At 68.4% G+C, this 22,949-nt stretch carries 22 protein-coding genes; 11 read left to right on the top strand and 11 right to left on the bottom strand.

Translation table 11 applies throughout. From position 1 onward, the window contains the following. From C1J01_RS28295 to C1J01_RS28285, 3 genes are all read right to left on the bottom strand, one after another. On the bottom strand, positions 1-375 hold a 375-nt coding region (locus tag C1J01_RS28295; protein ID WP_438943150.1), incomplete at its 3' end, for a hypothetical protein. 101 nt (positions 376-476) lie between these two features. Continuing rightward, positions 477-1,091: a TetR/AcrR family transcriptional regulator gene (locus C1J01_RS28290; RefSeq protein WP_111182009.1), complete on the bottom strand. Its 615-nt coding sequence runs from the start codon at positions 1,089-1,091 to the stop codon at positions 477-479. Further along, positions 1,091-1,939 (bottom strand): oxidoreductase, encoded by an 849-nt coding sequence (locus C1J01_RS28285; protein WP_111182008.1) that lies wholly within the window; start codon positions 1,937-1,939, stop codon positions 1,091-1,093. Before C1J01_RS28285 ends, C1J01_RS28290 begins: the two co-directional genes overlap by 1 nt. Before the next feature lie 343 nt (positions 1,940-2,282). On the opposite strand from C1J01_RS28285, the gene C1J01_RS28280 reads away from it, so the two are divergent. Further along, a complete protein-coding gene (locus tag C1J01_RS28280) occupies positions 2,283-2,951 on the top strand; it encodes an alpha/beta hydrolase (protein ID WP_220040136.1) in 669 nt (222 codons plus the stop codon). A gap of 20 nt (positions 2,952-2,971) precedes the next feature. Here the strand turns inward: C1J01_RS28280 and C1J01_RS28275 are convergent, their stop codons facing one another. From C1J01_RS28275 to C1J01_RS28255, 4 genes are all read right to left on the bottom strand, one after another. Continuing rightward, entirely contained in the window at positions 2,972-3,694 is a 723-nt protein-coding gene (locus C1J01_RS28275) for a TetR/AcrR family transcriptional regulator (protein WP_235854719.1), read from the bottom strand. A 222-nt stretch (positions 3,695-3,916) separates the two neighbouring features. Continuing rightward, a complete protein-coding gene (locus C1J01_RS28270) occupies positions 3,917-4,777 on the bottom strand; it encodes an alpha/beta fold hydrolase (RefSeq protein ID WP_220040135.1) in 861 nt (286 codons plus the stop codon). A 444-nt stretch (positions 4,778-5,221) separates the two neighbouring features. Beyond that, positions 5,222-6,313 carry a Kelch repeat-containing protein gene (locus C1J01_RS28260; protein ID WP_181449008.1) on the bottom strand — a complete coding sequence of 364 codons (1,092 nt, stop codon included), beginning with the start codon at positions 6,311-6,313 and terminating at the stop codon, positions 5,222-5,224. 589 nt (positions 6,314-6,902) lie between these two features. Beyond that, the gene (locus C1J01_RS28255; RefSeq protein ID WP_111182005.1) at positions 6,903-7,244 is read right to left on the bottom strand and encodes a hypothetical protein; all 342 of its coding nucleotides are present in this window, start codon (positions 7,242-7,244) and stop codon (positions 6,903-6,905) included. Between the two features lie 20 nt (positions 7,245-7,264). Here C1J01_RS28255 and C1J01_RS50180 point away from each other — a divergent pair, with 20 nt between their 5' ends. Continuing rightward, positions 7,265-7,426: a hypothetical protein gene (locus C1J01_RS50180; RefSeq protein ID WP_181449007.1), complete on the top strand. Its 162-nt coding sequence runs from the start codon at positions 7,265-7,267 to the stop codon at positions 7,424-7,426. A 172-nt stretch (positions 7,427-7,598) separates the two neighbouring features. Here C1J01_RS50180 and C1J01_RS28250 read toward each other — a convergent pair whose 3' ends face one another. Together C1J01_RS28250 and C1J01_RS28245 are read right to left on the bottom strand one after the other, a co-directional pair. Further along, positions 7,599-8,486, bottom strand: a complete 888-nt coding sequence (locus C1J01_RS28250) for a sulfotransferase domain-containing protein (RefSeq protein ID WP_111182004.1) — start codon at positions 8,484-8,486, stop codon at positions 7,599-7,601. A 403-nt stretch (positions 8,487-8,889) separates the two neighbouring features. Further along, positions 8,890-11,745, bottom strand: a complete 2,856-nt coding sequence (locus C1J01_RS28245) for an ATP-binding protein (RefSeq protein ID WP_111182003.1) — start codon at positions 11,743-11,745, stop codon at positions 8,890-8,892. 177 nt (positions 11,746-11,922) lie between these two features. On the opposite strand from C1J01_RS28245, the gene C1J01_RS53525 reads away from it, so the two are divergent. Continuing rightward, positions 11,923-15,687 (top strand): S8 family serine peptidase, encoded by a 3,765-nt coding sequence (locus tag C1J01_RS53525; RefSeq protein WP_111182002.1) that lies wholly within the window; start codon positions 11,923-11,925, stop codon positions 15,685-15,687. A gap of 69 nt (positions 15,688-15,756) precedes the next feature. On the opposite strand, the gene C1J01_RS28235 is transcribed toward C1J01_RS53525, so the two are convergent. Then, complete coding sequence (locus C1J01_RS28235; RefSeq protein WP_220040134.1) at positions 15,757-16,242, bottom strand: hypothetical protein; 486 nt, start codon at positions 16,240-16,242, stop codon at positions 15,757-15,759. Between the two features lie 89 nt (positions 16,243-16,331). Between C1J01_RS28235 and C1J01_RS28230 the strand changes: the two genes are divergently transcribed. The 8 genes from C1J01_RS28230 (at position 16,332) to C1J01_RS28205 (ending at position 21,713) form a co-directional block, all read left to right on the top strand. Further along, positions 16,332-16,685 carry a MerR family transcriptional regulator gene (locus C1J01_RS28230; protein ID WP_111182001.1) on the top strand — a complete coding sequence of 118 codons (354 nt, stop codon included), beginning with the start codon at positions 16,332-16,334 and terminating at the stop codon, positions 16,683-16,685. A 115-nt stretch (positions 16,686-16,800) separates the two neighbouring features. Then, positions 16,801-16,977 (top strand): glycine zipper domain-containing protein, encoded by a 177-nt coding sequence (locus C1J01_RS50175; protein WP_181449006.1) that lies wholly within the window; start codon positions 16,801-16,803, stop codon positions 16,975-16,977. Positions 16,978-17,787: 810 nt separating this feature from the next. Beyond that, on the top strand, positions 17,788-18,297 hold the full coding sequence (locus tag C1J01_RS28225) for a hypothetical protein (protein ID WP_146615755.1): 510 nt from the start codon (positions 17,788-17,790) through the stop codon (positions 18,295-18,297). Between the two features lie 53 nt (positions 18,298-18,350). Then, entirely contained in the window at positions 18,351-18,692 is a 342-nt protein-coding gene (locus C1J01_RS28220; protein WP_146615754.1) for a hypothetical protein, read from the top strand. A gap of 102 nt (positions 18,693-18,794) precedes the next feature. After that, positions 18,795-19,754: a sulfotransferase family protein gene (locus C1J01_RS28215; RefSeq protein WP_111181998.1), complete on the top strand. Its 960-nt coding sequence runs from the start codon at positions 18,795-18,797 to the stop codon at positions 19,752-19,754. A 22-nt stretch (positions 19,755-19,776) separates the two neighbouring features. Next, positions 19,777-19,920: a hypothetical protein gene (locus C1J01_RS50170; RefSeq protein ID WP_181449005.1), complete on the top strand. Its 144-nt coding sequence runs from the start codon at positions 19,777-19,779 to the stop codon at positions 19,918-19,920. Between the two features lie 112 nt (positions 19,921-20,032). Then, positions 20,033-20,584, top strand: a complete 552-nt coding sequence (locus C1J01_RS28210) for a hypothetical protein (RefSeq protein WP_146615753.1) — start codon at positions 20,033-20,035, stop codon at positions 20,582-20,584. Between the two features lie 328 nt (positions 20,585-20,912). Next, positions 20,913-21,713 (top strand): SAM-dependent methyltransferase, encoded by an 801-nt coding sequence (locus tag C1J01_RS28205; RefSeq protein ID WP_111181996.1) that lies wholly within the window; start codon positions 20,913-20,915, stop codon positions 21,711-21,713. Between the two features lie 323 nt (positions 21,714-22,036). On the opposite strand, the gene C1J01_RS28200 is transcribed toward C1J01_RS28205, so the two are convergent. After that, positions 22,037-22,393, bottom strand: a complete 357-nt coding sequence (locus C1J01_RS28200) for a hypothetical protein (protein WP_146615752.1) — start codon at positions 22,391-22,393, stop codon at positions 22,037-22,039. Positions 22,394-22,949 lie beyond the last annotated feature (556 nt).

Genomic DNA, 22,949 nt, shown 5'->3' with positions numbered 1-22,949 from the left:
CGTGTCGCTGGTGAGCCCCTGCAGGGGATTGGCGATGGCGCGCACCGGATAGCCGTCCTTGCGCAGTCGCTCCATCACCGATGACCAACTGGAGGAATCCGCCCACGCTCCATGGACGAGGACGATGGTCGGCTTCGGGGAAGCAGCAGCGGAAGAAGATCCTTCACTGGCGGCCATCGCCACACCCGGAGCGGTGGTGGCACCGAGCAGAGCGAGGGCGCCGGCGGCGAGCGCAACGCGACCGGGGATGCGAATTCGCATGATGTGGCCTTTCGGGTCAACTGTGGCTTCAAGGCGTAGGGGGCTGAACGTCGTCGCCTCCCTCGTGAGCCCCTGATGGCCCTGCCAGGCTCGGCCAAGCGGCTTCTGCGGCATGTCTTGAGCCACGCCGAGGGAGAACGTTCGGTCTCATCATTGGGCAAGCCAAGAGAACTGTCAAGACAGAACGTTCTATCTCCTCGTCCATGCCGGGTGCGTCAGGTGGCCAGGCCGGCGCTGATCAGCCAGATGTGTTCGCAGGTCGAAGATGCCTTCTGCAACTCTTCGCGGGACTCCTGCGAGGCGTGGTAGAAGGACCGCTCGATCATCCAGCACAGGGCGCGTGCCATCGCCGACGCCTGGTCCGGTTCGGTCCCGGCCGGAACGCCGGCTCGTTCCAGGACGGCGGTGATGGCCTTGATGAACAAGTCGGCTGTATGGCTCCACAGCTCGCCGATCTCCGGCACGGTCAACGACAGGTCGATCGCCGTGCGCATGACCAGGCCGTGCTCGTTCCACAGCTCGACCGTGCGCCGCATGGCTGCTGAGATGGCCTGGCGCGGATCGTCGGCCTCCGCGGTCGCCCGTGACCGCTCCCACAGGTGTGCGACAGTGCGGGCCACGAGCGCCGTGACCACTTCTTGCTTGGAGCCGAAGTAGAAGTACAGGGCGCCGCGTGTGATGCCGGCGCCCTGGGCGATGTCGCCGACGGTCATGGCGTCGTAGCCCTTCTGCGCCAGCAGGGCTTCGCAGGTGTCCAGAATGGCCCGCTCCCGGAGATCGCCCTTGCGTTCACTGGTACGCCGGCTCCGCGCGGGCTGGTGGCCGGGCATCAGAGCTGAGCCCCCTCGGGGAAGTCGGTCGTACGGGAGAGCTCCTCCCATGCGCGAATGTCGTCGTCCACCGCCGTGCGCGCGGCGGTGACCAGTCGCAACGCGTCCGAACCCAGGACGAGATGGGCCGGCGGCCGGTCGACCGACGCGATGTGCACGACGGCCTCCCCGGCCTTGGCCGGATTCCCCAACTGGTTCCCGCTCGCCTTCTGCCGCGCTTCACGGATGGGGATGAACAGCTCGTCGTAGTCGTCGATGGACCGCGCGGCGCGCGTCATGGACCGTCCGGCCCAGTCGGTACGGAAGGAGCCGGGTTCGATCGCCGTCACGTGGATCCCGAACTGTGCGACCTCCTTGCCCAGTGCCTCGAGGATGCCTTCCAGGGCGAACTTGCTGCCGCAGTAGGCGGACATGCCGGGCACGGCCATGAGCCCGCCCATGGAGGTGACGGCCATCAGGTGTCCGCGGCGGCGCCGGCGCATGTAGGGGAGCGCGGCCCGCAGGGTGGCCACCGCCCCGAAGACGTTGACCTCGAACTGCCGCCGCACCTCGGCCAGCGGGGTTTCCTCGAAGGTGCCCTCCAGGCCGTAACCGGCGTTGGCGACGACGACGTCCAAAGGGCCGACGCCCTGCTCCACCTCCGCGACCACGCTTGAGACGGCGTCGCCGTCGGTCACGTCCAGGATGCGGCCGTGAGCGTACCCGGGTGCGAGCCCTTCGAAGGCCCGCAGGTCATCCTCGGAGCGGACCGTTCCGACGACCGTGTGCCCGGCGGCCAAGGCGGCCTGGGCGAAGGCACGCCCAAGGCCCGAACTGACGCCGGTGATGAGCCACTTCTGCTTCTGCATCGCTCCTCCAGAGAGAACTGAACAGGAGCTGAACTGCTCCCATGGCTCAAATTCTACACAACGTCGATTTTTGTCATCATCGTGTAGATTCTGGCGACGCCTTACGGCTCCTGTCCGGATAGAGGTGATTCCTGGCCGGACGAAGGCGGCGGCGCACGCCGACCCCTGGGCAGCATGGACGACGGACAGCCGACTCGCTTCCCGGAATGCTGAGCGATCACCTGGGCCGCCGTCCGGTGCTGGTGGCCGCCCTGCTTGTGGTGGGGTCGCTGCTTGCCACGTTGAACGACCCGCGCGCGGGTTCGTCCTCACAATCCGACCTGAGAATTCTGGAGTACCGTTCGTGACCACCGTGATGATCGTCCATGGCGCCTGGCACCGGCCGAAGGTCTGGGAGAAGCTCGAGACCGAGTTGCACGCACTCGGCTATCGCACCCACGCACCCGCATTGCCGAGCGCCGGAGAGCGTCCCACCGCGGGCATGCATGACGACGCCGCCGTGGTGGCCAAGGAGTTGGCCTCGACCGAAGGACCGGTCGTGCTGCTCGCCCACTCCTACGGGGGCATCCCGGTCACCGAGGGAGCCGCCGGTGCGCCGAACGTCGAGCGGCTGATCTACCTTTGCGCGTGGATGCCGGACGAGGGCCAGTCGCTGTTCGACCTCGAAGGCTCGCCCACTCCTGACGACGTGAGCGGCATCCTCCCGGTCCTCAGCGAAGCGCGTACCGCGTTCTACGGCGACATGCCCGACGCCGAGGCCGAGCAGGCGATGAGCATGTTGGTCGAGCAGACCATCCGATCGTTCGCCGAGAAGGTCGGCGCGGTCGCCTGGCGGGACATCCCGTCCACCTACGTCGTCGCAGAGCAGGACCAGGCCATCCCGCTCGCACTGCAGGAGAAGATGGCAGCCCAGGCCGCCGGGACCCGCCGGCTCACCGGCGGTCATTCCCCGTTCCTGGCGCAGCCGCGCGTTCTGGCCGCACTCGTCGACGAGATCGTGCGATCGAGCTGAGCCCGGACGGGATCCTGCGGTCAGGAGGCGGAAGCCGCCGCAGGGCGAGCCGCGAGGCGGTCGAGCCAGTCGGCCAGCAAGGCTTGCTCGTTCGCGGTCAAGGTGGTGCCGTCGTCATGCCGGAGCGCCTCGCGCAGAGCGATTGCCCTGTGGGCGACGCTGCGGGCCGGGCCGGCCTCAAGGTCGTCTTCCGTTGTGATCGCGCGCATGACGTGGTCGCGCGCGGCCACGGACAGTTCCAGGTCCCGCTCGGTGGGTGGGGTGGCGAGTAGTGTCAGCACGACGCCCACTCCTGTCGCGTACAAGAGTTGCGTCGCCCGGTCCACGTCGACCCGCAGCCGTCCGGCCGCCGCCACGCGAGAGACCATTTCCCGCAGGAGCGAGAAAGCCTTCTGGCATGCTTTGGAACCCGCCTGGGACGGGGTGCCGCCGAACATCAGCATGTACAAGGCCGGCTGTGACAAGCCGAAGCGCACGTTCAGCTCCCAACTGCTGACCAGATCGGCGATGGGGTCGTCGCTCGCCGCCAAAGCCTGCTTGTCGGCGAGGTACTGCTCGAAGCTGAAGGCCGCGACCTCTTCGAGCAGGCCGTCCTTGTCGCCGAACAGGCGATAGAGAGTGGGAGCGGTCACACCTGCGGCCGCGCTCACCGCCCGGGTGGACACGGCGTCCCGGCCGCCCCGGACCAGCAGATCGGTCGCCGCATGAAGCATCCGCTGCCGGGTATCCATGGTCAAGCTCAACACCGTCCTTACCGGATTTACGATGATACGGCGCTTCAGTATCGTCGATACGTAGTCATGATACGTCTGCTCATCATCGACGAGGGTCGCATCGGTGCGGCCAAGGACGCCATGACGGCGCCGAAACCTGGAGTCGGACGTCGCCCGCCGTGCCTGCAGCGACGTTCTACGTCGAACCGATGACACGGACAAGAACGGAGGGCTGGTATGAGTGATCCGTGCTCAGCCTCGGAGAAACTCTCTGACCGTCTGAGCGAACCTCTCTCTTTCCTCAACATGCGCGAAGTGCCCGCTGTTCTCGAAGATCGCTAGACGGGAAGCGGGGATGCCCTTGTGCATCTCCTCCGCCCACCTGACCGGACAGATGAAGTCGTACCGGCCGGCCAGGATCTGCGTCGGAACGCCTACCTCGCCCAGCGATTCCCGGACGTCCCAGTCGGCAGGGTAGGCGGCGGGGGCGTACTCGATGTCGACGGTGGGCAACCACTCCTGGAACTCGTGCTGCCTGCTCCAGAATTCCGCGAAGTAGGCGGGAAGCAGCCGTCCCATATGGTCCATGAGCTCCGCCTTGCTGGTGCGTGGCGTCTGCGACTCGAAGGCGTCCATCACGTCAGCGACGCCGGGGTGCCCGGCGTAGCGTTCCGCGAAGAGCCGCATCTGCGCGGCCGCCTCGGTGTACAGGTCGGGACCGTAGACGGGGGCGCCGCTGTACAGCAGGAGTCCGGCGAGCCTGCCCGGACGAAGGAGTGCGTACTGCAGACCGGCGAAGGCTCCGGCGGAGTGGCCCAAGAAGTACACGTCGGGGACGTCCAGATGCTCGACCAGGGCGTCGACGAAATGGGCGAACCGCTCCATGGAGTACTCGCCGTCCGGCAGGTCGCCCGACTCGCCCGCTCCGACGGCGGCCACGTAGACAGCCGTCATGTGGTTCTCCAGGAGCGGCATGCGCAGATACTCCCAGTGGCCTCCTGGGCCTCCAGGGTGGACCAGGCACACCGGGCCCTGGCCTGCTACGTGGTAGCGCTGACGTACTCCGTCGATGGTGCACTCGTGCACGCCATGGACCAGGTTGAGTCTGCTCACTGAGCCACTCCAGGGTGATGTACGTACTTCCGTTGACATGGGGCAACCGGTCGAGGTCGTCAGGCGTACGGGCCATAAGGACGGAGGCTGCAGCGGGCCGGACGCGGATCGGGACGGCCGCCACCCGCCCGTGCAACCTTGGCGGCCGAAGCCAGGCATCGGTCTCCAGTGCTCATCGTCCGGTTTGGCCCACCGCTGTGCTCTATCGATGTGATTGCCGTCACTTATCACCGCTCCGACCTCGCCGGGCTGCGGCCGGCGAGCAACTGCTCGCCCCGTCGGTGCTGCGCCGGGTCGTCGAACGGTTCCTCGCCGCCGAGGAGCAGGCCGCGCCCCGTCGGTGCCGCCCGGGCTGACGGAGCGCGAGCTGGAGGCGCTCGCCCCGGCGGGCACCGGTCGGCCCGGGTACCGGCGGGTTTGTGGGTCGGTACCCGGGCCGAGAGGTCACTGCGTGCTGGGACGGTAGGCGTCGTTCACGTCCATGGGGGCGCCGCCGCCGCGGTTGCCGCCGCCGGGGATGTAGATGGTGTCGCCCACAGCGGTGGCCGCGGTGCCGTGCCGTGGCACCGGCATGGGGGCCAACCGCTGCCAGCGGTCGCGGCGGGTGTCGTAGGCCTCTGTCTGGTCGAAAACGGTGTTCACGCCGTCGACCACGTTGCCCTCGCCACCGAAGGTGTAAATGACCCCGTTCACGGCGGCGGCTGCGATACCGCCACGTGGGGTCGGCATCGGGGCGCGTTCGACCCACCGGCCGCCGCGCAGATCGAGGGCGTAGACGGTGTCACGCACGTTGATCTGGCCGCGGTCGCGGCCGCCGAGCACGTACAGGGTGTGGCCGATGACCGCACCGCCGACATGGTCGCGAGCCTCGGGCAGGTCAGGCAGGCTGGACCAGCGACCGGTGGTGACGTCGTAGGCGCTGACTGTGGCAACCGTGTCCTGTAGGCCACCGGGGCCAGGGGTCAAGGTTCGCATGCCGCCGGCGAGATAGATCCGCGTGCCGTGCACGCCTACGGCGGCGCTGCCTCGCTCGCTGCCCTCGGGCATCGGTGGCAGTGGGGTCCACGTGTTCGTCGTGGGATTGTAGACATAGCTGTCGCGCAGCGCCTGCCATGATGCGCCGCCGGACAGCCCGCCGAGGACATAGAGTTTGCCGCCAACCGCTGCGAGGTTCGGATGGTTCATGGCCACCGGTAGCGGAGCCGCCCGGCGCCATGTGTTCCGCCGGCTGTCGTAGACCTCCACATCGCGGACGGTGGTGACTCCGCCGGCTCCGTCGGGCTGGATGCCGCCAACGACGTAGACGTCCTTGCCTATCGTCGCGACGCTGTGCTCCTGCCGTGGCCCGCCGGCTATCGGCTTCAGCGGCTTCCAGCCGTGGGCGTACTCCGGAGTCGCCGCCGGTGCTGTTGCGCTCGGGGTCGGGTCCGTGGAATGCCCCGGATGACCGGGGTGCGCTCGAGCCACGTCGGTGTGCCACCCTAGCGCCGAAGTCAGAATGACACCGACGGCTACCGCAGCGGTCCGGCGCGTCATCGGGGCGGGGGTGTGCGATGCGACCCTGTCCGTGTGTCGTCCGAGGGCTTGTGGGACAGTCATAACGTTCCACCTCGCACTAATCGCAGGTCATATGGTTGTAATTTGTGGTCGTCGTCGAAATGGCCGCCGACGGCCGCGTGGCGAAGTTTCTTGCCGGCAGCGGCTGTCGACGGCGAGGGCGCGCTCTTCCATCGACGTGGTGTGTCCCGCGCTGCCCAACTGCTCCTGTGCGATGACCTCCGAAACCGGCCAGATGATGCCCTTGGGGGCCAGGTCTGGCCGGTCGCCCGCAGGAACTCTTTGGGGGTTCGTACATGGGCGGCTGGACGTCATCGGGAATCATGTAGTGGAACCGGCCTGATGGGGCGACGATCTTTTCCCGCAGATACTCCGACATCGTGGCCATCAGCGCGTATGTCGCGGGGTGATAACGCGACTGCTTTCGGCGATCCAAGCCAATGCCGTGGCCTTGGCGCCACTGTCGCGCCCAGTACGGGGTGCGCCTCCATCATCGCGGCGGTGCTCGCCGCGGCCGTGAGACCGAAAGCCTGGAGAGCCCACGTGATCAAACGTCATGCCCAACTCGTCAACTCCAGTCGGAGCAGCCGGCCGGGCCGACCGACCAAGAGTCCACGCACACCCGGATCTGCCAGATGTCCTTGTTCAGGGTCCTGCTGGCGGATGAAGTGGTGCTGAGGCTCCCGCCGGTGCCGTCGTAGTGCCTGTACTCGACCCTCGCCGCGGCCCAGTTGGCGGCATAGACCCAGACCCAGCTTTCGGCGTTGTTCCCTGGATTGTTGTCGTACTGAGCCTGGGCGCCCTGAAAGGAAACCGATACTGCGGCGGAAGCGGGCGCTGCCGTTAAGGTGACACCTGCAATCAGCGTCGCGACGGCGACGGCTCGAGCGGCATTCGCAATTCTCATCATTTTTCTCCTGTCTTCTGCGAGTGAGGGTGCAGCGCTGTGGTGGACATTACGGCAACGACGGCAACGGCTTTGATTTCGAGAAGATCGTGATTGATCCTTTCCTGTTGGATCTTGAACAAGAAAAGAATGCGTTATTCGTGAGCGTCTGGTCAAGCCTTGAGTCGGCTATAGGCAGGGGTTGACGACCCTGCTTTATGTCAGCGTCCCGGTGATGGGGTGCTTCGTGGTCATGCCACATGGATTTTGAAGGCTGACGCCCGCTTGTGCGCCCCGTACATGACCGTGCGGGAGAGAGGGCTCCCCCTCCGGTGATGTGGCTCGGAAACGGCGACGCCACTGCAGACGCTCTTTCGGTCAGCGGTGCAGCCACCGCAGCAGGTCGGCTGGGGCCAGCTCGCGCGTTCGCCTGTCGTAGCGGGCGAACTCTTCCTCGGTGAGCAACGCGCTGCCCGAGCCGGATTCGCCCCGGCGGAAGAACATGGTGATGTCCTTGAGCAATCCACCGGTGGTCGGTACGAGCCGGTCGGCACGGGACTTCATGCTCTTGAACGTCGCGGCGTCGACCAGCGTCGGCCAGACCTCTTCCGGCACTTTGATGTCCAGCGCCTCCGAGATCCGGCGCATCTCGCCGGCGAGGTCTCCCAAGAGATCGTCGTAATGCACCATGAGGACGTTCGGTCGGTGAAGGTGTCTCTCCCACGCGTCCGACAGGTGCCACATCACTCCGGGCAACGAGCTCAGATCCGTCGCGGGCGTCACGTCCCCGTCAATCCATTGGAGCAGCCAGTCGCGCAACGGCGGTCTCGGTTCGGACGGCCTGGAGGGCTCAGGCTGGTGCGTGAGCGCACGGAGTCGGCTGCTGTCCAGGTTGTCGTGCATGTGGTAGAGCGACACGGCCATGTCGAGCGGGTGTCGTGCCACCACGATGTAGGTGGCTCGCGGGTCCATCGGAACGCCGTCGAGCGGGGTGTGCGTCTTGATGAACCGCCGGTGACGTTGGGCGGCGAGCCGCGCGTACACCTCGTCTTTCGGTATGAGCACCTGCTCCAGCCAAGGGGACATCGCCGGCAACGGCTCCGGGAGATCCGGGGTCTGGAAGATCAGCAACGCACAGATCATCTGCATCCACGTCGTACCGCTCTTCGAGCGCGTGCTGATCACGATGTCCCCTTGCCGGAAGGGAAATTCGCTCCATCGATCGCTGTCGATGAGTGCGGACCTGTATTTCACCAGGGAAGGCATACTTTTTCCTGTCAACGAGCACCGATCTCGTGAGAACCACGCCGCGGCCGACCATCGTGACAACCTTCAGGAGAAAGGCGAGATCACCCTCTTGCACGGCGCAAGGCGGCGTCCACACGGGACCACGCGATATCCCCCGTACGGCGAGGTGTCAGATCATGTGCTCGGCTGCGGTCGCCAAGGTGGTCGATTCAATTAGGGGTGCGGCTGCGCATTGGCGCAGGCCATTCCCGGCGCACGATCCCACGATGACGCCCCCGGTCGTCTGCTTTCGTCGCTGTCGATCCCACCGACACAACGTATCGACGGTAACGGCTTCAAGGTAACAGATGTACGGTTCCATCGCTACCTATATGGCGATACAGTCGCTAACCGGGCCTCTTGTGACGGTCGCTCCTGAGAGCTACTCGCCGGGCAGTCCGCGCAGTTCCTTGCGCGACGGCAGGCCGAGTTTGCGCAGGACGTTCGCGATGTGGCTCTCCACCGTCCGCCGCGACAGGAACAGCACGTCGGCGATCTCCTGGTTCGTCTTTCCCGCCGCCGCCAGCCGTGCCACCTCGCGCTCCCGTGACGACAGCGTCTGCCCGTGGGACGGACGCCCGCCCCGCCACGGATACGGAATCGGCACGCCGTTCTGCCGCATGATCCGGGAGATGCGGGCGATGTCGCGATCGGCCCCCATCGCCCCGTACGCTCGCAACGCGCTCTCCAGCAGCGGTCCGCCGCCGGGTGTGCCGCGTTCGCACCGCCGGCGGCCCAGGCGCTCGCCGGCCAGCGCCTCCTCGTAACGCAGCCCGGCCTCCCGCAACGTCATACGGGCCTCCTCAAGGAGTGCGGTGTCATGGGGACGTGCCACAACGGCGCGCGCGGTCAGCAGCGCGGCGCGCGCCAGCGGCGCGTCGGCCCCCTCGATCGCGTCGTGCAGCTCAGCCACCACCTCGGCGGCCTCGCCGGTCCGGCCGAGCGCGTCGAGGGCGTCCACCAGGCACCGCACGCTCCCCGCGCCCCACACCCAGGTGCCCTTGGCCCGGACGAGGGCGAGCGCGGCGCGGGCGTGCGCGAGCGCGCCCTCGGCGTCGTCCAGGGTGAGCGCCAGCCGTGACAACGTCGTCCGGGCGGTGATGAGCGGCCAGACCGCCCCCACCCGCTCGGCGACCGCGACCACCTCGTCCAAGCACGTCAGGGCCTCCTCGGCCGGCCCGGTCGCCGCCAGCAGCGTGCCGCGCAGCAGCCACGAGTCCAGGGACGCGGCGGGCATCGCGGCCATCGCCCCTCCCAGGCGGGCCACCCGGCGCGCCAGCCCGTCCCAGCGCCCGGCGGCGTGCTCCACGGCTGCGGTCACCAGCTCGACGACCTCCGCCACGCGCAGGTACTCCGCCTGGTCGGCGACCTGACGGCCCTCGGTGAGCAGCGCCTCGGCGCGGTCGAGGCGGCCGATGTGCAGGGCGGCCTGAGCCCAGTTGAGGCAGGCGCGGGCGTGCTCCCTCGGATTGGCCCGCAGCCGGTCGTCGCGCAGCAGCACGTCGATCAGCCGCCAGCTGCCCGGATCACCCTGTTCGAGCAGGAGGGACGCGCGGGCGATGCGTACGGCGATGCCGGCGTCGCAGTCGCCGCTGCGGCGGGCGGCCTCCTCGGCCTGGTCGCAGCGGGCGGCGTGCTCGCTGACGTGCCGGTCCGCGACGGTCTCTGGCGCGGCCAGCACGGCGAGCGCGCGGGACAGCAGCTCCGGCCGGTCCGCGAGGTCCTCGATCGCGTCCTCGATCTGCAGGTAACCCGCGCGGGCCTCGCCCTGCTGGCGCAGCAGGCGGCCGAGCGCGAAGCGCAGCTCCCCGCGCACGGAGGCGGGCAGGGGCTCGGTGGCCAGCAGGCATTCCAGGACCGGGACGGCTTCCGCGTGCGCCAGCCCGTCCACCGCCGCCCGGCCGAGTTTGACGGCCAGCCGTACGCGGGTGTCGCGCGCCGGAGCGCCGACCTTCAGCGCCTGGAGCAGGAAGCGGGCGGCCGTGGCGTCGTTGCCGTGGGCGAGCGCGGTGTCGGCGGCGGCCTCGGCGTTGGCCACGAAGTCGGCCGTGTGTCCCGCGTGCCGGAAGTGGTGGGCCAGCCGGGCGACCGGCCGGGGGTCGCCGCTGGACTCCAGGGACCGCGCGGTCCGCAGGTGCAGCCAGCGGCGGCCGGACGCGGGGACGGACTCGTACACGATCTGCCGGGCCAGCGCGTGGCGGAACCGGCAGCGGCCGTCCTCCTCGTGCAGCAGCCCGACCGCCTGCGCCTTGGCCAGGGCGCGGGCGACCTCGGGCGGGGTGCGGTCGCTGACCTCCGCCAGCACCCGCTCGTCGGGCGTCATGCCGATGACGGCGGCGGCCGTGAGGATGTCGCGCGCCGGGTCGTCCAGGGACGACAGGCGCTGCAGCAGGACGTCGCGCAGCACGGTCGGCACGGCCAGGTCGGCCAGCATGTCGGCGCGGCCGGGGATCTCGCTCGCGGGCAGCCGTTCCAACAGCGTGCGCAGCACCTCCTCCACGACGAACGGGATGCCGCCGGTCTTCTCGTAGAGGGGTTCGGCGAACGCCCGGGAGAGGTCGGCCCTGAGGATGCCGCGGGCGAGCTCCTCCACTTCGGGAAGCGTCAGCGGGGCCAGGCTGACCGTGCGCGCCGGTCCCGACGGGGCCCGTGCGAACGCCTCGCGGATCGGCAGCCGGTCCGGCCCGGTGCGGACGGTGAGAACCACCGTCAGGTCGCGGGGCATGTGGGCGGCGAGGAAGGCGAGGAAATCGTGCGTGCCGCCGTCGGCCCAGTGCACGTCCTCCAGCACGAGCACCAGCGGGCCGAGATGGTCGAGCAGCGCGACGGCGGCGCGGAACACCCGGTGCCGCTCGGCCCGCTGGTCGGGCAGCGGGGGAAGGGGCGGGGGCAGGTACGCGGCGATCTCGGGCAGCAGCGGCGCGAGCGCCCCCACGACGGGGTTCGGCGGCCGGGAACGCGCCAGCTCGGTCTCCGCCTGGCGGAACGCGTCGAGCAGCGGTGACAGCGGCAGCGGCTCCTGGAGCTGCTCGCACTGGCCGACGAGCCGCCGCGTCCCCGCCAGCTCCGGCGCCGCGAGCAGCTCGGCGACCAGACGGCTCTTGCCGATTCCCGCCTCGCCCTCGACCAGGGCGAGCGACGGCCGGGAGCCGATCACCGCGCGCAGCAGGGCCAGCTCGGCCCGGCGGCCGACCAGGACGTCCGAGAGCGAACCCGAGGGGGCCGGTCCCAGGGGCATGCGCCACCCCCAAGCTGCACTAATGGTGGCATATCAGACCAAACAGGCTACCGGATCTTCAGCTTCCGTTAAGTACCCCCCAAAAATCCGTATACGGTACGGATGCCGCAACCTGCAGCCCCTCCCTAGCCTCGGCGATCGTCCGCGTGACGCGCGGAGACGCACAGAGGGGCGACGATGCATCAGTCCACATCCCCGGGAATCCCCCAACGGCTGGCGGTGACCGCGGCCTTGACCGCGCTGGCCGCGTCCGGGCTCGCCTGGCCCGCTCCGGCCTCCGCGACGGCCGGAGCCGAGGAGCAGAAGACCTATATCGTGCAGATGATCCCCGACCCTGTCGCGACCTACGAAGGCGACGTGGCCGGGCTGGCCAGGACCAAGCCCGAGCGGGGCAAGAAGATCGAGCCCCGCTCCGCGGAGGTGAAGGAGTACGTCAGCCACCTCAAGGGCCGGCACGACGCCGTGCTGAAGCAGACCGGCGGCAAGAAGATCTACGACTACCTGTACTCCTTCGGCGGCTTCGCCGCCCGCATGACCGCAGCCGAGGCGGCGAAGGCGCGGGCGTTACCCGACGTCGTGGCGGTCACCGAGGACAGGAAGGTCTCGGTGCAGACCTCCTCGACGCCGTCGTTCCTCGGCCTGGACGCCAAGGGCGGCCTCTGGGACAAGCTCGGCGGACCCGGCGGCGGCAAGAAGGGCGGCGCCGGCGAGGACCTCGTCATCGGCGTGATCGACAGCGGTATCTGGGCGACCAGCCAGAGCTTCGCCAACCCCGGCCCGGACGGCAGGCCGTACGGGAAGATCGACGGGTTCACCGGCAGCTGCGTGCAGAGCAGCACGGACGACTCCTGGGACGCCTCGCTGTGCAACGGCAAGATCGTCGGGGCCCGGCACTTCAACGAGGGCTGGGGCGGCGACCAGGGCATGAAGGAGTTCATGCCGTGGGAGTTCGCGTCCCCGCGTGACTACAACGGCCACGGCACCCACACCTCCTCCACGGCCGCGGGCAACCACGACGTGCAGGTGACCGGCCCCGCGGCCGGGTTCGGCAAGATCAGCGGCATCGCGCCGCGCGCCAGGATCGCCGTGTACAAGGCGCTCTGGTCGACCCAGGCCGCGGACACGGCCAGCGGGTACAACTCCGACCTGGTCGCCGCCATCGACCAGGCGGTGGCCGACGGCGTGGACGTCATCAACTACTCGGTCTCCGGCACGAGCACCGACTTCCTCGACCCGGCCGAGATCTCCTTCCTCGCCGCCGCCGACGCGGGCATCTTCGTCTCCGCCGCGGGCGGCAACAGCGGGCCGGCCGCGTCCACGGTGGCGCACCCGTCCCCCTGGACCACCACGGTCGCCGCCGGTACGCACAACCGCGCCACGCAGGGGAAGGTCACGCTGGGCGACGGCACCTCCTACAGCGGGGCCTCCGTGGCCCCGGCGCAGGCGGGCCCGGCGCCGCTCATCGACGCCGCGGCGGCGGGGCTGCCCGGCGCCGACCCGGCGAAGGCGGCGCAGTGCTGGGCCGCCCGCGACAACGGCGGCACGGCGGTGCTCGACCAGGCCAAGGTCAAGGGCAAGATCGTGATCTGCGACCGCGGTGTGACGCCCCGGGTCAACAAGAGCGCCGCGGTGTCCGAGGCAGGCGGCATCGGCGCCGTCCTGACCAACATCGGCGACGAGTCGCTCAACGCCGACCTGCACACCGTTCCCACCGTGCACCTCGAGGTGAAGGACCGGCAGGCGGTCAAGGACTACGCGGTCACCGACGGCGCCACCGCAACGATCGAGCAGGCCACGGTCGTCACCGACGCCCCGGCTCCGTACATCGCGGACTTCTCCTCGCGCGGGCCGCTCAACGCCGGCGGCGGCGACGTGCTCAAGCCGGACCTGACCGCTCCCGGCCAGGACATCCTCGCGGCGTTCGCCCCGCCGGGCGCGAACGGGCTGGAGTTCAACCTGTCCAGCGGCACGTCGATGGCCGCCCCGCACATCGCCGGGCTCGCCGCGCTGCTGAAGGACCTGCACCCCGACTGGTCGCCGATGGCGATCAAGTCGGCCCTCATGACCAGCGGCACCGACGTCAAGGACGGCCCGGCCGACGACCCCTCGGTGATCTTCGGCGCGGGCGCCGGCCACGCCGCCCCGAACAGCGCCGCCGACCCCGGCCTCGTCTACGACAGCGGGACCGACGACTGGATCGCGTTCCTCTGCGGCACGACCAAGGGCGTCCGGCAGGAGGCCTGCGACGAGCTGAAGGGCAAGGGCTTCTCGTTCGACCCGAGCGACATGAACAGCCCCTCGATCGCGGTCGGCCGGCTGACCGGCACGCAGACGGTGACCCGCAAGGTGACCAACGTCGGCCGTTCGGCCGCCACGTACCGGGCCTCCGTCACCGGGCTCGACGGGATCAAGGCCGAGGTGTCGCCGAGCACGCTCAAGCTCAAGGCGGGCGAGACCAGGTCGTTCACGGTCACGCTCAGCCGCACCACCGCCCCGATGAACGCCTACGTCGGCGGGCACCTCACCTGGAAGGACAACAAGCACACCGTTCGCATCCCGATGGTGGTCAAGCCGGCGCAGGAGAGCTGGGCGGCCATGTACGGCGTGGCGGGCGGCTCCGACTCCGGCGAGTACGTCGCGCTCGACCCCAAGGGCGAGCGGGTCTACGTGACCGGCGTCAGCTACGCGGCCTCGCCCGGCCTGCTCAGCCCGTCCATCGCCACCGTCGCCTACGACGCGGTCAGCGGCGCCGAGCTGTGGAGCAAGACCTACGCCGGACCGGTGAAGGTGTACGACGAGCCGTACGGCCTGGAGGTCAGCCCCGACGGCTCCAAGCTCTTCGTCGTCGGCGGCGGCCAGGGCACCGGCACCGGCCTGGACGCCGTGACGATCGCGTACGACAGCGCCTCGGGCGAGGAGCTGTGGGCGAACCGGCACACCACTCCCGGCGACTTCGCCGACGAGGCCAAGGGGGCCGCGGTCGCGCCCGACGGCAGGACGGTCTACGTCACCGGCATGACCACGTTCGGTGAGGGCGACAAGAACGACTACTTCACGGTCGCGTACGACACCGCCACCGGCAAGCAGTCCTGGCTCGTCCAGTACGACGGCCCGGGATCGAGCACCGACGACGCGCGGGAGGTCGCGGTGACCCCTGACGGCACCAAGGTGTTCGTCACCGGCCAGAGCGCCGGCCCCGAGGGCACCGGCCTGACCGACTGGGGCACCGTCGCCTACGACGCCGCCACCGGCCGGCAGCTGTGGAAGGCCGGGCTCAACGGCAGGGACAACGGTCTCGACATCCCCTCCGCCATGGCGGTCACCGCCGACGGCAAGGCGGTCGTCGTCACCGGCGTCACCAGCAACCCGGGAACACTGACCGACTACACCACCGTCGCCTACGACACCGCCACGGGCCAGGTGCTCTGGAAGGACGACTACGACGGGCCGGCGCACGAGAGCGACACACCCCACGACCTCACGATCGCGCCCGGCGGCAAGCTCTACGTCACCGGCAACACCACGGGCGAGGGCACCGGAGGCGACTACACCACGATCGCCTACGACCCGGCCACCGGCGCGCGCTCCTGGGTGCAGCGCCTCGACGGCCAGGCGAAGAACGAGGACTACGCGTGGGGCGTCCGGATGACCCCGGACGGGAGCAAGGTCGTCGTCGCCGGCCAGAGCAGCGACTCGGCGCAGGGCACGGACTACGTGACCGTGGCCTACGACGCGGCCAGTGGCGAACCTGTCTGGACGGGCCGCTACGACGGCAACGTCGCGGCGACGGACGCCGCCCGCGCCGTCGCCGTGGACGCCACCTCGAGCGAGGGTGTCCGGATCTTCGTGACCGGCACCAGCGCGACCGGTGGCACCCCGCCTGACAACACCGAGGTGGACATGGCCACGGTCGCCTACTTCGAACCGTGGAAGCAGTCCTGATCCGAAACCCATGCGAGCGCCCCCGGCTCCTCCCCGGAGCCGGGGGCGCTCCGCCGGGGCTCGAACTTCCTACAGCCGCCGTCCCCAGCCGGAGGCGGGCAGCCGGCACGGCGCGAGGTAGCGGCGCCGGTGACAACCAGACCTTGCCGGACGGCACCAGGGCACAAGTTGCACGACGCCGAACACCACCTCGACGACGAAGAACAGCCACAGCGCTCGTGTGACGCCCTGGCCGAGCGCGTAGGCCTGCCACATCGCGAAGAGCACACGCGCGGCGCCATCGAACAGTCCATGCAGCGGCAGCGGTCTGGCGATGCGCAGGACGGCCCACACCACGACGACCGAACCCATCAGGTTCGCGTACAGGGTCTGCATGGGGTCGAGCTCGGGCATGGCGCCCAGACCGAGCGCGCCGGCCGGCGACGACAGGGCTCCATGCACCCACGCGTAGGTCCACGGCGTCGCGAAGCCCGCCGTGACGACGAGGTCGTACCAGGCGCTCGTGCGTACGAGGCGAAGATAGGCGGGGTGGGGAGGGGTGAAACGACCGATCACGATGGACCTCCTGCGGTCTCACGACGGCGACGCCTCACGCTAAAGGGTGGAGTACGCTCCAAGGTCAACCCCCGGGACGACGGAGGATCATGCGCATCGGAGAGCTGGCCGCCCAGGCGGGGATGACCAAGGACACCATCCGGTTCTACGAGAAGGTGGGCCTCGTCGCGGCTCATCGGCTGGCCAACGGCTATCGCGACTTCCCGCCGGAGACGGTGCCCTGGCTGCGCTACGTCCGCACGGCGCAGCGGCTCGGATTCTCGTTGGCGGAGATCGCACGGCACGGCGAGGACCTGCGCGACGCCCCGGACACCGCGGAAGCCCTGTCCGCGCTGTTCGCGGAGAAGATTCAGATCATCGACGCACGTATGGCCGAACTCGGCGCGTTGCGAGCCGAACTCACCGCGCGCGCCGGCACGGGATGCCCGTTGCGCGCCTCCTAGTTAGAGAGGCACTCGGAACCCCTCCACCAATCCCTTGTGATTTGTGACAGCTGTCATCTCGTACTCATGACGGCGACGTCTACGCCGCTACGCGCTCCTGCACGAAGATCGAACCATGACGAACTGCAAGAACTCGCGCAACCGGACAGTCGGCATGTGGTCGGGCATCGCGATCGGCATGGGACTCGGCGTCACGCTGGACAACCTCCTTCTCGGCATCGCACTGTCCATGTGTTTCGGAGTCGCCCTCTCGTCCGCGCTCGCGGCAAACCACAAGACCGGAGAAGAGTGAGAGCGGACAGCCCGCTCGGCATCGCCACAGCGGAGATCGTGGCTGGCGGGGCCTGTATGCGCGGGATGATCATCCCTGGGAGCCAAGAGCCATACCCCGACGCAGGTTATAACTTTGCAGCTGCCACCAGCAGTAAGCTCAGCTGAGAGGCCCTACGGGGCCTCTTCTGTTTTCCGGGATATGCAGCTGTAGGCGCGCATGCGTGCCGGGTCGGTGGACTGTTCGGGTCCAGCTCCGCATGCTGGGCATGCCCTGGGCTCGTCCGGGTCGATCGGCAGATTGCCCACGAAGCTGACCGTACGCCTGCCTGGGCGGCTCCCGCGCGAGAACGGCTCGCAGACCGCCCTCAGGGGAGGGCCGCGCTGGTGCCGCCTTGCTCTCAACAGGAACAATTCAGCAATCCTCAGCAATGCCGGTGTCCGAGCGCTATGACACTGTCCGCGGTCCAGATCGAACGACGGTGCTGCATTCTCGGCACAGTCCGGTCGTACGTGTCGATTGCGGCCCGTCGCTTGCCTGCCGCCCTGGCATGCGGCCTGGGGGCCGGTCCCGGGCGGCAGCAGAACGGGCCGCCGCGCCGGCCTTCGTCCCCGCCGTATCGAACACGCTCGCCGACGCCGGCGCCGCACGAATACAGCCCTACGATCGCCACGTGTTGGGCCAGCATCGTTGCCCAAGGGAGATCGACGATCCCTCAGCGCCGGCTCACCGGACGGCGGGCGCCTGCCCGTAGTTCCACGTGAATCACCGCACCCGTAGCCTGTCATCGGCCCGATGCACGATCACACGCTCATCGACAGGAGCGCACGCATGAGCGCCATGCACGACTACTTCCGTGCGCCCGATCGCGCCACCGCGACCTGGCGGCCGGACGAGTTACGAGCACCGGCCAAACCGCGCCCCGACGCTCCGGTGTTCGATGTCGTGGAAACCAAGTGGGTCGATCCCAACGGGTCTCTCGGCAGCCTTGTGGCCGTCATGAAGGGCGTCCCTTACTCAAACGACTTGGTCGAGACCGTCGCCTTGTATCCGCCGCCCGAAGGGACGCCGAAGACCGAAGCCGAATGGCTGGCCCTGCCGGAGGATTCCCCGTACCGCGAAGGACCGGAGATCGAGGAACTCTCGGCGACTGCCCGCGACGCGCTCGCCGAGGTCGATGACGCCCGTCTGGCCGAAGTGGCTCGGCGATGGACGACTGAACCTCTCTCCGGATTCGACGACGGTGACCGCGTGCTGGATCTGGTCAAGGAGCTCGTCGCGCTGGCGCGACGAGCCAAGGACAGCGACCAACTGCTCTACTGCTGGTGGATCCACGGCTAGTCACGATTCCGTACGGACGCCGAATGCCGCGGGCGGCCTTGGCGGGGGCCGCAGTGGCGGTCTTACTGCTACTTCTCCTCGCCTATCCGACCACCGACTCGGATTCCGAGCTCAAGTTGGCGATGGCGTTCGCGCTGGCGCCCTTTCCTCTCAGCGCGGTGGCCGCGGGGCTGGCTCGCCTGCCCCACTGGCCGGCCTTTGGTCTGTTAGCGCCCTTCGCCATGTTGGGGGTCGCCGTCATCCAGCCGGATTATGACGTCTGGGTGCTCAGTGAGACCCTTGCATTCGGCATGCTGATAGGGATCCCCGTGGTGGTCGGCTTCATGCTCACGGCCCTGCTCTCTCTCCTGCTCTCCGAAAAGACCGCACGCCCGGCAGGAGGAGATACGGCGTAGGGCGCAGGTGGAAGCGTGGTCACCGTGTTCAGTCCTCCGGCTGTTCCGGTCCCAGCGGCAATTCACTTGACACATCGGTGGGTCGCCAGTTGAGCTGTCGCCGTGGACAGTCCGTCGCCGATCTTCGTTGCTGGCACCGGCCGGTCGGGAACATCGCAGCTCGCGAACATTCTCGGCGAACACCCGCAGATCCACAGGATTCCGATCGAGACCAGGTTCATTGTCGACCCGGGCGGCTTCAGGGACTTGGCGGATGCGCTCACTATTCGATACGACCCTTACGTCGGGGACGACGCGCTCCGCAGGTTGAGCGACATCCTTACGGTGCGACTGGTCGGCAGGAGAGATGTCGATCGAGGTCATACCGTTCCTGAGGCCATCGGCGAGCGGCACTACTGGGACGCGGTGGGACGGCTGTGGTCGGAGCTCGTCGCGGGCACGTTCGACGAGTTCGTGCCTGCGGCAGGGGCGGGCCATGCAGACTGGGCTGCCGGGCCGTTCGAGCAGCAGAGGTACCGGCGGGCGATCCCGAGGTACTTCAGTGATCGCAGGGAACTGCTTCACATCCTTCGTCGGGCGGTCGACACAATGTTCGGCGGGGCAGCTGCCGACGCTGGAAAGCCGATCTGGTGCGAGAAGACGCCGTTCAACGTCTTGTGCATGGATTTCCTCTGGGAACTCGTTCCTGAGGCGACCATCGTCCACATCAAGCGTCACCCGGTCGCGGTGGTCGCGTCGCACGTCGACCAGCCGTGGGCGCCGCCCACGGTCGACGGCGCGCTCGCTTGGCTCAAGCCGGTCTATGACCGATGGCTCGCCTGGAAGGCGACCGCCGATCTCGACACCAAGCGATACGTGGAGATCAGAGCCGAGGATCTCGCTGCGGACTGGCCGGGCCAGCGGAAGGCGCTCTTTGAGCGCGTCGGCGTTGACGACTTCGCGACCAGGTCGACGTTCCGCGCACGCAGCCTCGACCACCGCAACGACCAGTTCGACAGCGACACCCGCGCGCTGATCGAACGAGCACTCGCAGATGCCATCCCAGCCATGGGGTACGAGTAGCGGCCGAACAGAGCGTGCGCTCGTGAGCCGGGTACGCGTCTTCCCGTTCGTGCCGGTTGGCAGGAAGTTGGACTTCTACGACGGTGAGGGCCTGCCGGACGGCGCTGAAGACGGCCAGAAACGGGACGCTTTTCGGCATGGCGAGCTGCTTGGCCTCATCGGCTGAGGGCATGCGGTCGATGATCGCTGATGCTCCGGCCTCTACGTTTTTCAATCATGCCGCAAGGGTCCATGCCACGCGCCTGACAACATCCGGGAGAGGACTGATGGACTCTGTAGTGCTGTTCTTCATCGTCATCTTGGCGGCATTGGGGGTCGTCGTAGGTCTCCTCATCAGATCGGAGGCTCGCGGGCTCGACGACGGCCGTCACCTCGAAGAGGCCAGGCGCCGGGCTGCGGACTTCTACACCTGGAAGGAGTCCAATGAGCCGGATGTCGACCCGGAGATCGAGGAGCTCATGGTCTCCACGGCTGAGAACCTCGGCATTTACGGCGCGTGGATCCGGCCTCAGCGGGGGCGCGAGCAGTTCAGACCACTTCAGGAACTCGATGACGCCGTATACGCCGACGCTTTTCGGGTGCTGGTCAAGTGGCATCCCGAGTGGTACCGGCTGTGCATCCTCACACTGAAACTCGGCAACGAGCCGGCGCTCGGCACGTTGCTGTCTTCCTTACGTACCCGTGGCAGCAGCGGCCTGGCCATGGTGTACATCAACTCCGAGCACCCACGCCTCGTCGAGCACGGCCGGCGCTGGCTCGAACGGCATAACTACCGTATCTACTACGACCAGACGAAGTACGGGGTGCCCGCGCGCTGGGGCGGCTTCTGATTATGGTCATGGACCATTGCGACGCTCGACCGAGATTGGCGCCCACGGCCACTGGGCCGTAAGTGGCTGAGGTGGAAGCCTGATCACACGTCGGCCATTGATCCGGGACAAGCCGGGCAGACCAGGGGCGATTGCCGCGGCGGGTCGTACGGGATCACAGATCGACATAGATCACCTTTTGTCGCTACGCTCCCAAGCAGGGCACGTCGCTTGTATTCGGCTCGTCCGCACCCACGACCGTACGCCGAAGACACCGCCCAACGGCTGCCGCGCCACGACGGCCGGCGGGACAGACGACGGACGAAGACCGGCGGGCACGAGGTGAGTTGTGACTGAGACATCGCCGCGGGGGTTCAATCCCGACGTCGCGCACAACGCGCGCGTATGGAACTACTGGCTGGGTGGGAAGGACAACTTTCCGGCCGACCGCGTGGTTGGCGACCAGGTCCGGGAGATGTTCCCCGCCATCGTTGACGTGGCCCGCGCCGACCGGGAGTTTCTCGGGCGAGCCGTACATCATCTTGCGGGCGAAGCGGGCATGTGGCAGTTCCTCGATATCGGGACGGGCCTGCCCACCGCGAACAACACCCACGAGGTCGCCCAGCGGGTGAACCCACGGGCGCGGATCGTCTACGTGGACAACGACCCTCTGGTACTCGTGCACGCCCGCGCCCTGCTCACCGGCACAGAAGAAGGCGTGACCGACTACGTCGACGCCGACCTGCGCGACCCCGACACCATTCTGCGGGAAGCCGAGAGGACGCTCGACTTCACCCAGCCTGTGGTGATCATGCTGCTGGGCGTCATCAACTTCATCAGCGACACCGGCGAGGCCCAGCGGATCGTGAAGCGTCTGCTGGAGGCGGTGCCGTCGGGCAGCTACGTGGCGCTCACCCATCCCACGATGGACATAGGAGGCGGCTCCAACGCCGAGGCGCTGGACTTCTACAACGCCCACGCCACACCACAGATCACCCCGCGCGGCGCAGAGGAGCTGTCCGACTTCCTCGAAGGGCTGGAACTGCTGGAACCCGGTCTCACGTCATGCTCGCTGTGGCGGGCCGAGGAGACGCCGTTCGGCCCTCCCGAGCCCGTGGCGCAATACGGCGTGGTCGCCCGCAAACCCTGATCGACCGCCGCCGGCCCCGTAAGCCGCGCCTTTCGTGCCGAGGTCAGTCTGTGATCCTCAGCCCGGGATGCGTTGCTTGCGCAGGCCCGCAGGTAGCCGATCTCCACTGCACGACAGATCAGGTTGTTCATCGCGGCAGAGCCGTCGAGGCGTCCCCAACCGGTGAACTCGTTGGACACCGCCTCATCGGCCAGCCGCTCGTCGCCGGCATCACGGTCCCCCTCCCCGCCTAGCTCATCCGGCGTGCTCGGCGGGGGAGGGCGTGGTCGGGGCCGCTGAAGCGGCGTCTTCCCACCGCCGGGGATCCGCTGTCCTTGTGGCGCCTATTCACCGATGCTCTCATCGGGCGTTCCGTCGCCCACGCTGGTGTCGAGGAGGTGGGCCCCGGCATCGTGCAGGGTGATGCCGTAGCCCGGTGCCTGGTCAGGAGGCGACCATTCGTTTGTCGCGCTGATCGCCTCAAAGCGGGTGTCACGGGTCGGGCCGTCGCCGACGAGGTGGCCGCGCAGATGGCCGGCGCGGTCGTACACGGCCCACCGGCCGGCACCCACCTGCGGCATCGCGTCCGGGTTGTCCTTGAGCCACTGAGCATTGGCCGCGTGATCAGGCCGCTCGTCGGCCCCATTCGGCTGGGACGGGTCCCCGGTGGGGGAATCTTCGGTATTGCGAGCACTGCCCATGTCGCGTCTCGCTCTCTGATTGTGGCTGTTGCTCCCCGAGATGCCGGAGAAGCATTCTCAGCCTAGGAACACACGGTATGGCACACTCGGCCCGGCCACGTCCGCATGCCCACCGCCGCTTGCGCCACTGGACGCTGACACGCGGGTTTCCACCGCCTTCGCCATTGCACGGGCCACTGGTATCACCCTGACACCGACTCTCTACGTGGCGGAACCCATCGTCGGGTCGATCGACTGAATGCTCCGACTCAGCGACCTGCCGTGCCATTGATCATGGCTGATCAGAGCCTCGGGGCCGAACGGCCGCGATTCTCAATGGTCCGTACGCAGCGCTCTTCCCTGAGGGCGGGGACGCGGTGGCGCGTGTCCGCGCTGGTCGGGAGCTCGTTCGGGTGGCAATTCGCCGCCGTACCGGGGCGATGGCCAGAACCCGTCCGGACGCTGCCGGCGGGAGGCCACGGGAGGCTCGGCGGAAGTGGGTGACAGGGCTGGGTGTGCTGGTGACCGGTTAGTTGATGGGGAGGAAGCGGAGTGATGTTCCGGGGCGGGCTTGGGC

Origin of the sequence: Nonomuraea aridisoli (genome assembly GCF_003236395.1) — a bacterium.
Classification (GTDB): Bacteria; Actinomycetota; Actinomycetes; order Streptosporangiales; family Streptosporangiaceae; genus Nonomuraea; species Nonomuraea aridisoli.
Note: the sequence above shows the minus strand (reverse complement) of the source record. Positions and strands in the feature narration are given on the sequence as shown.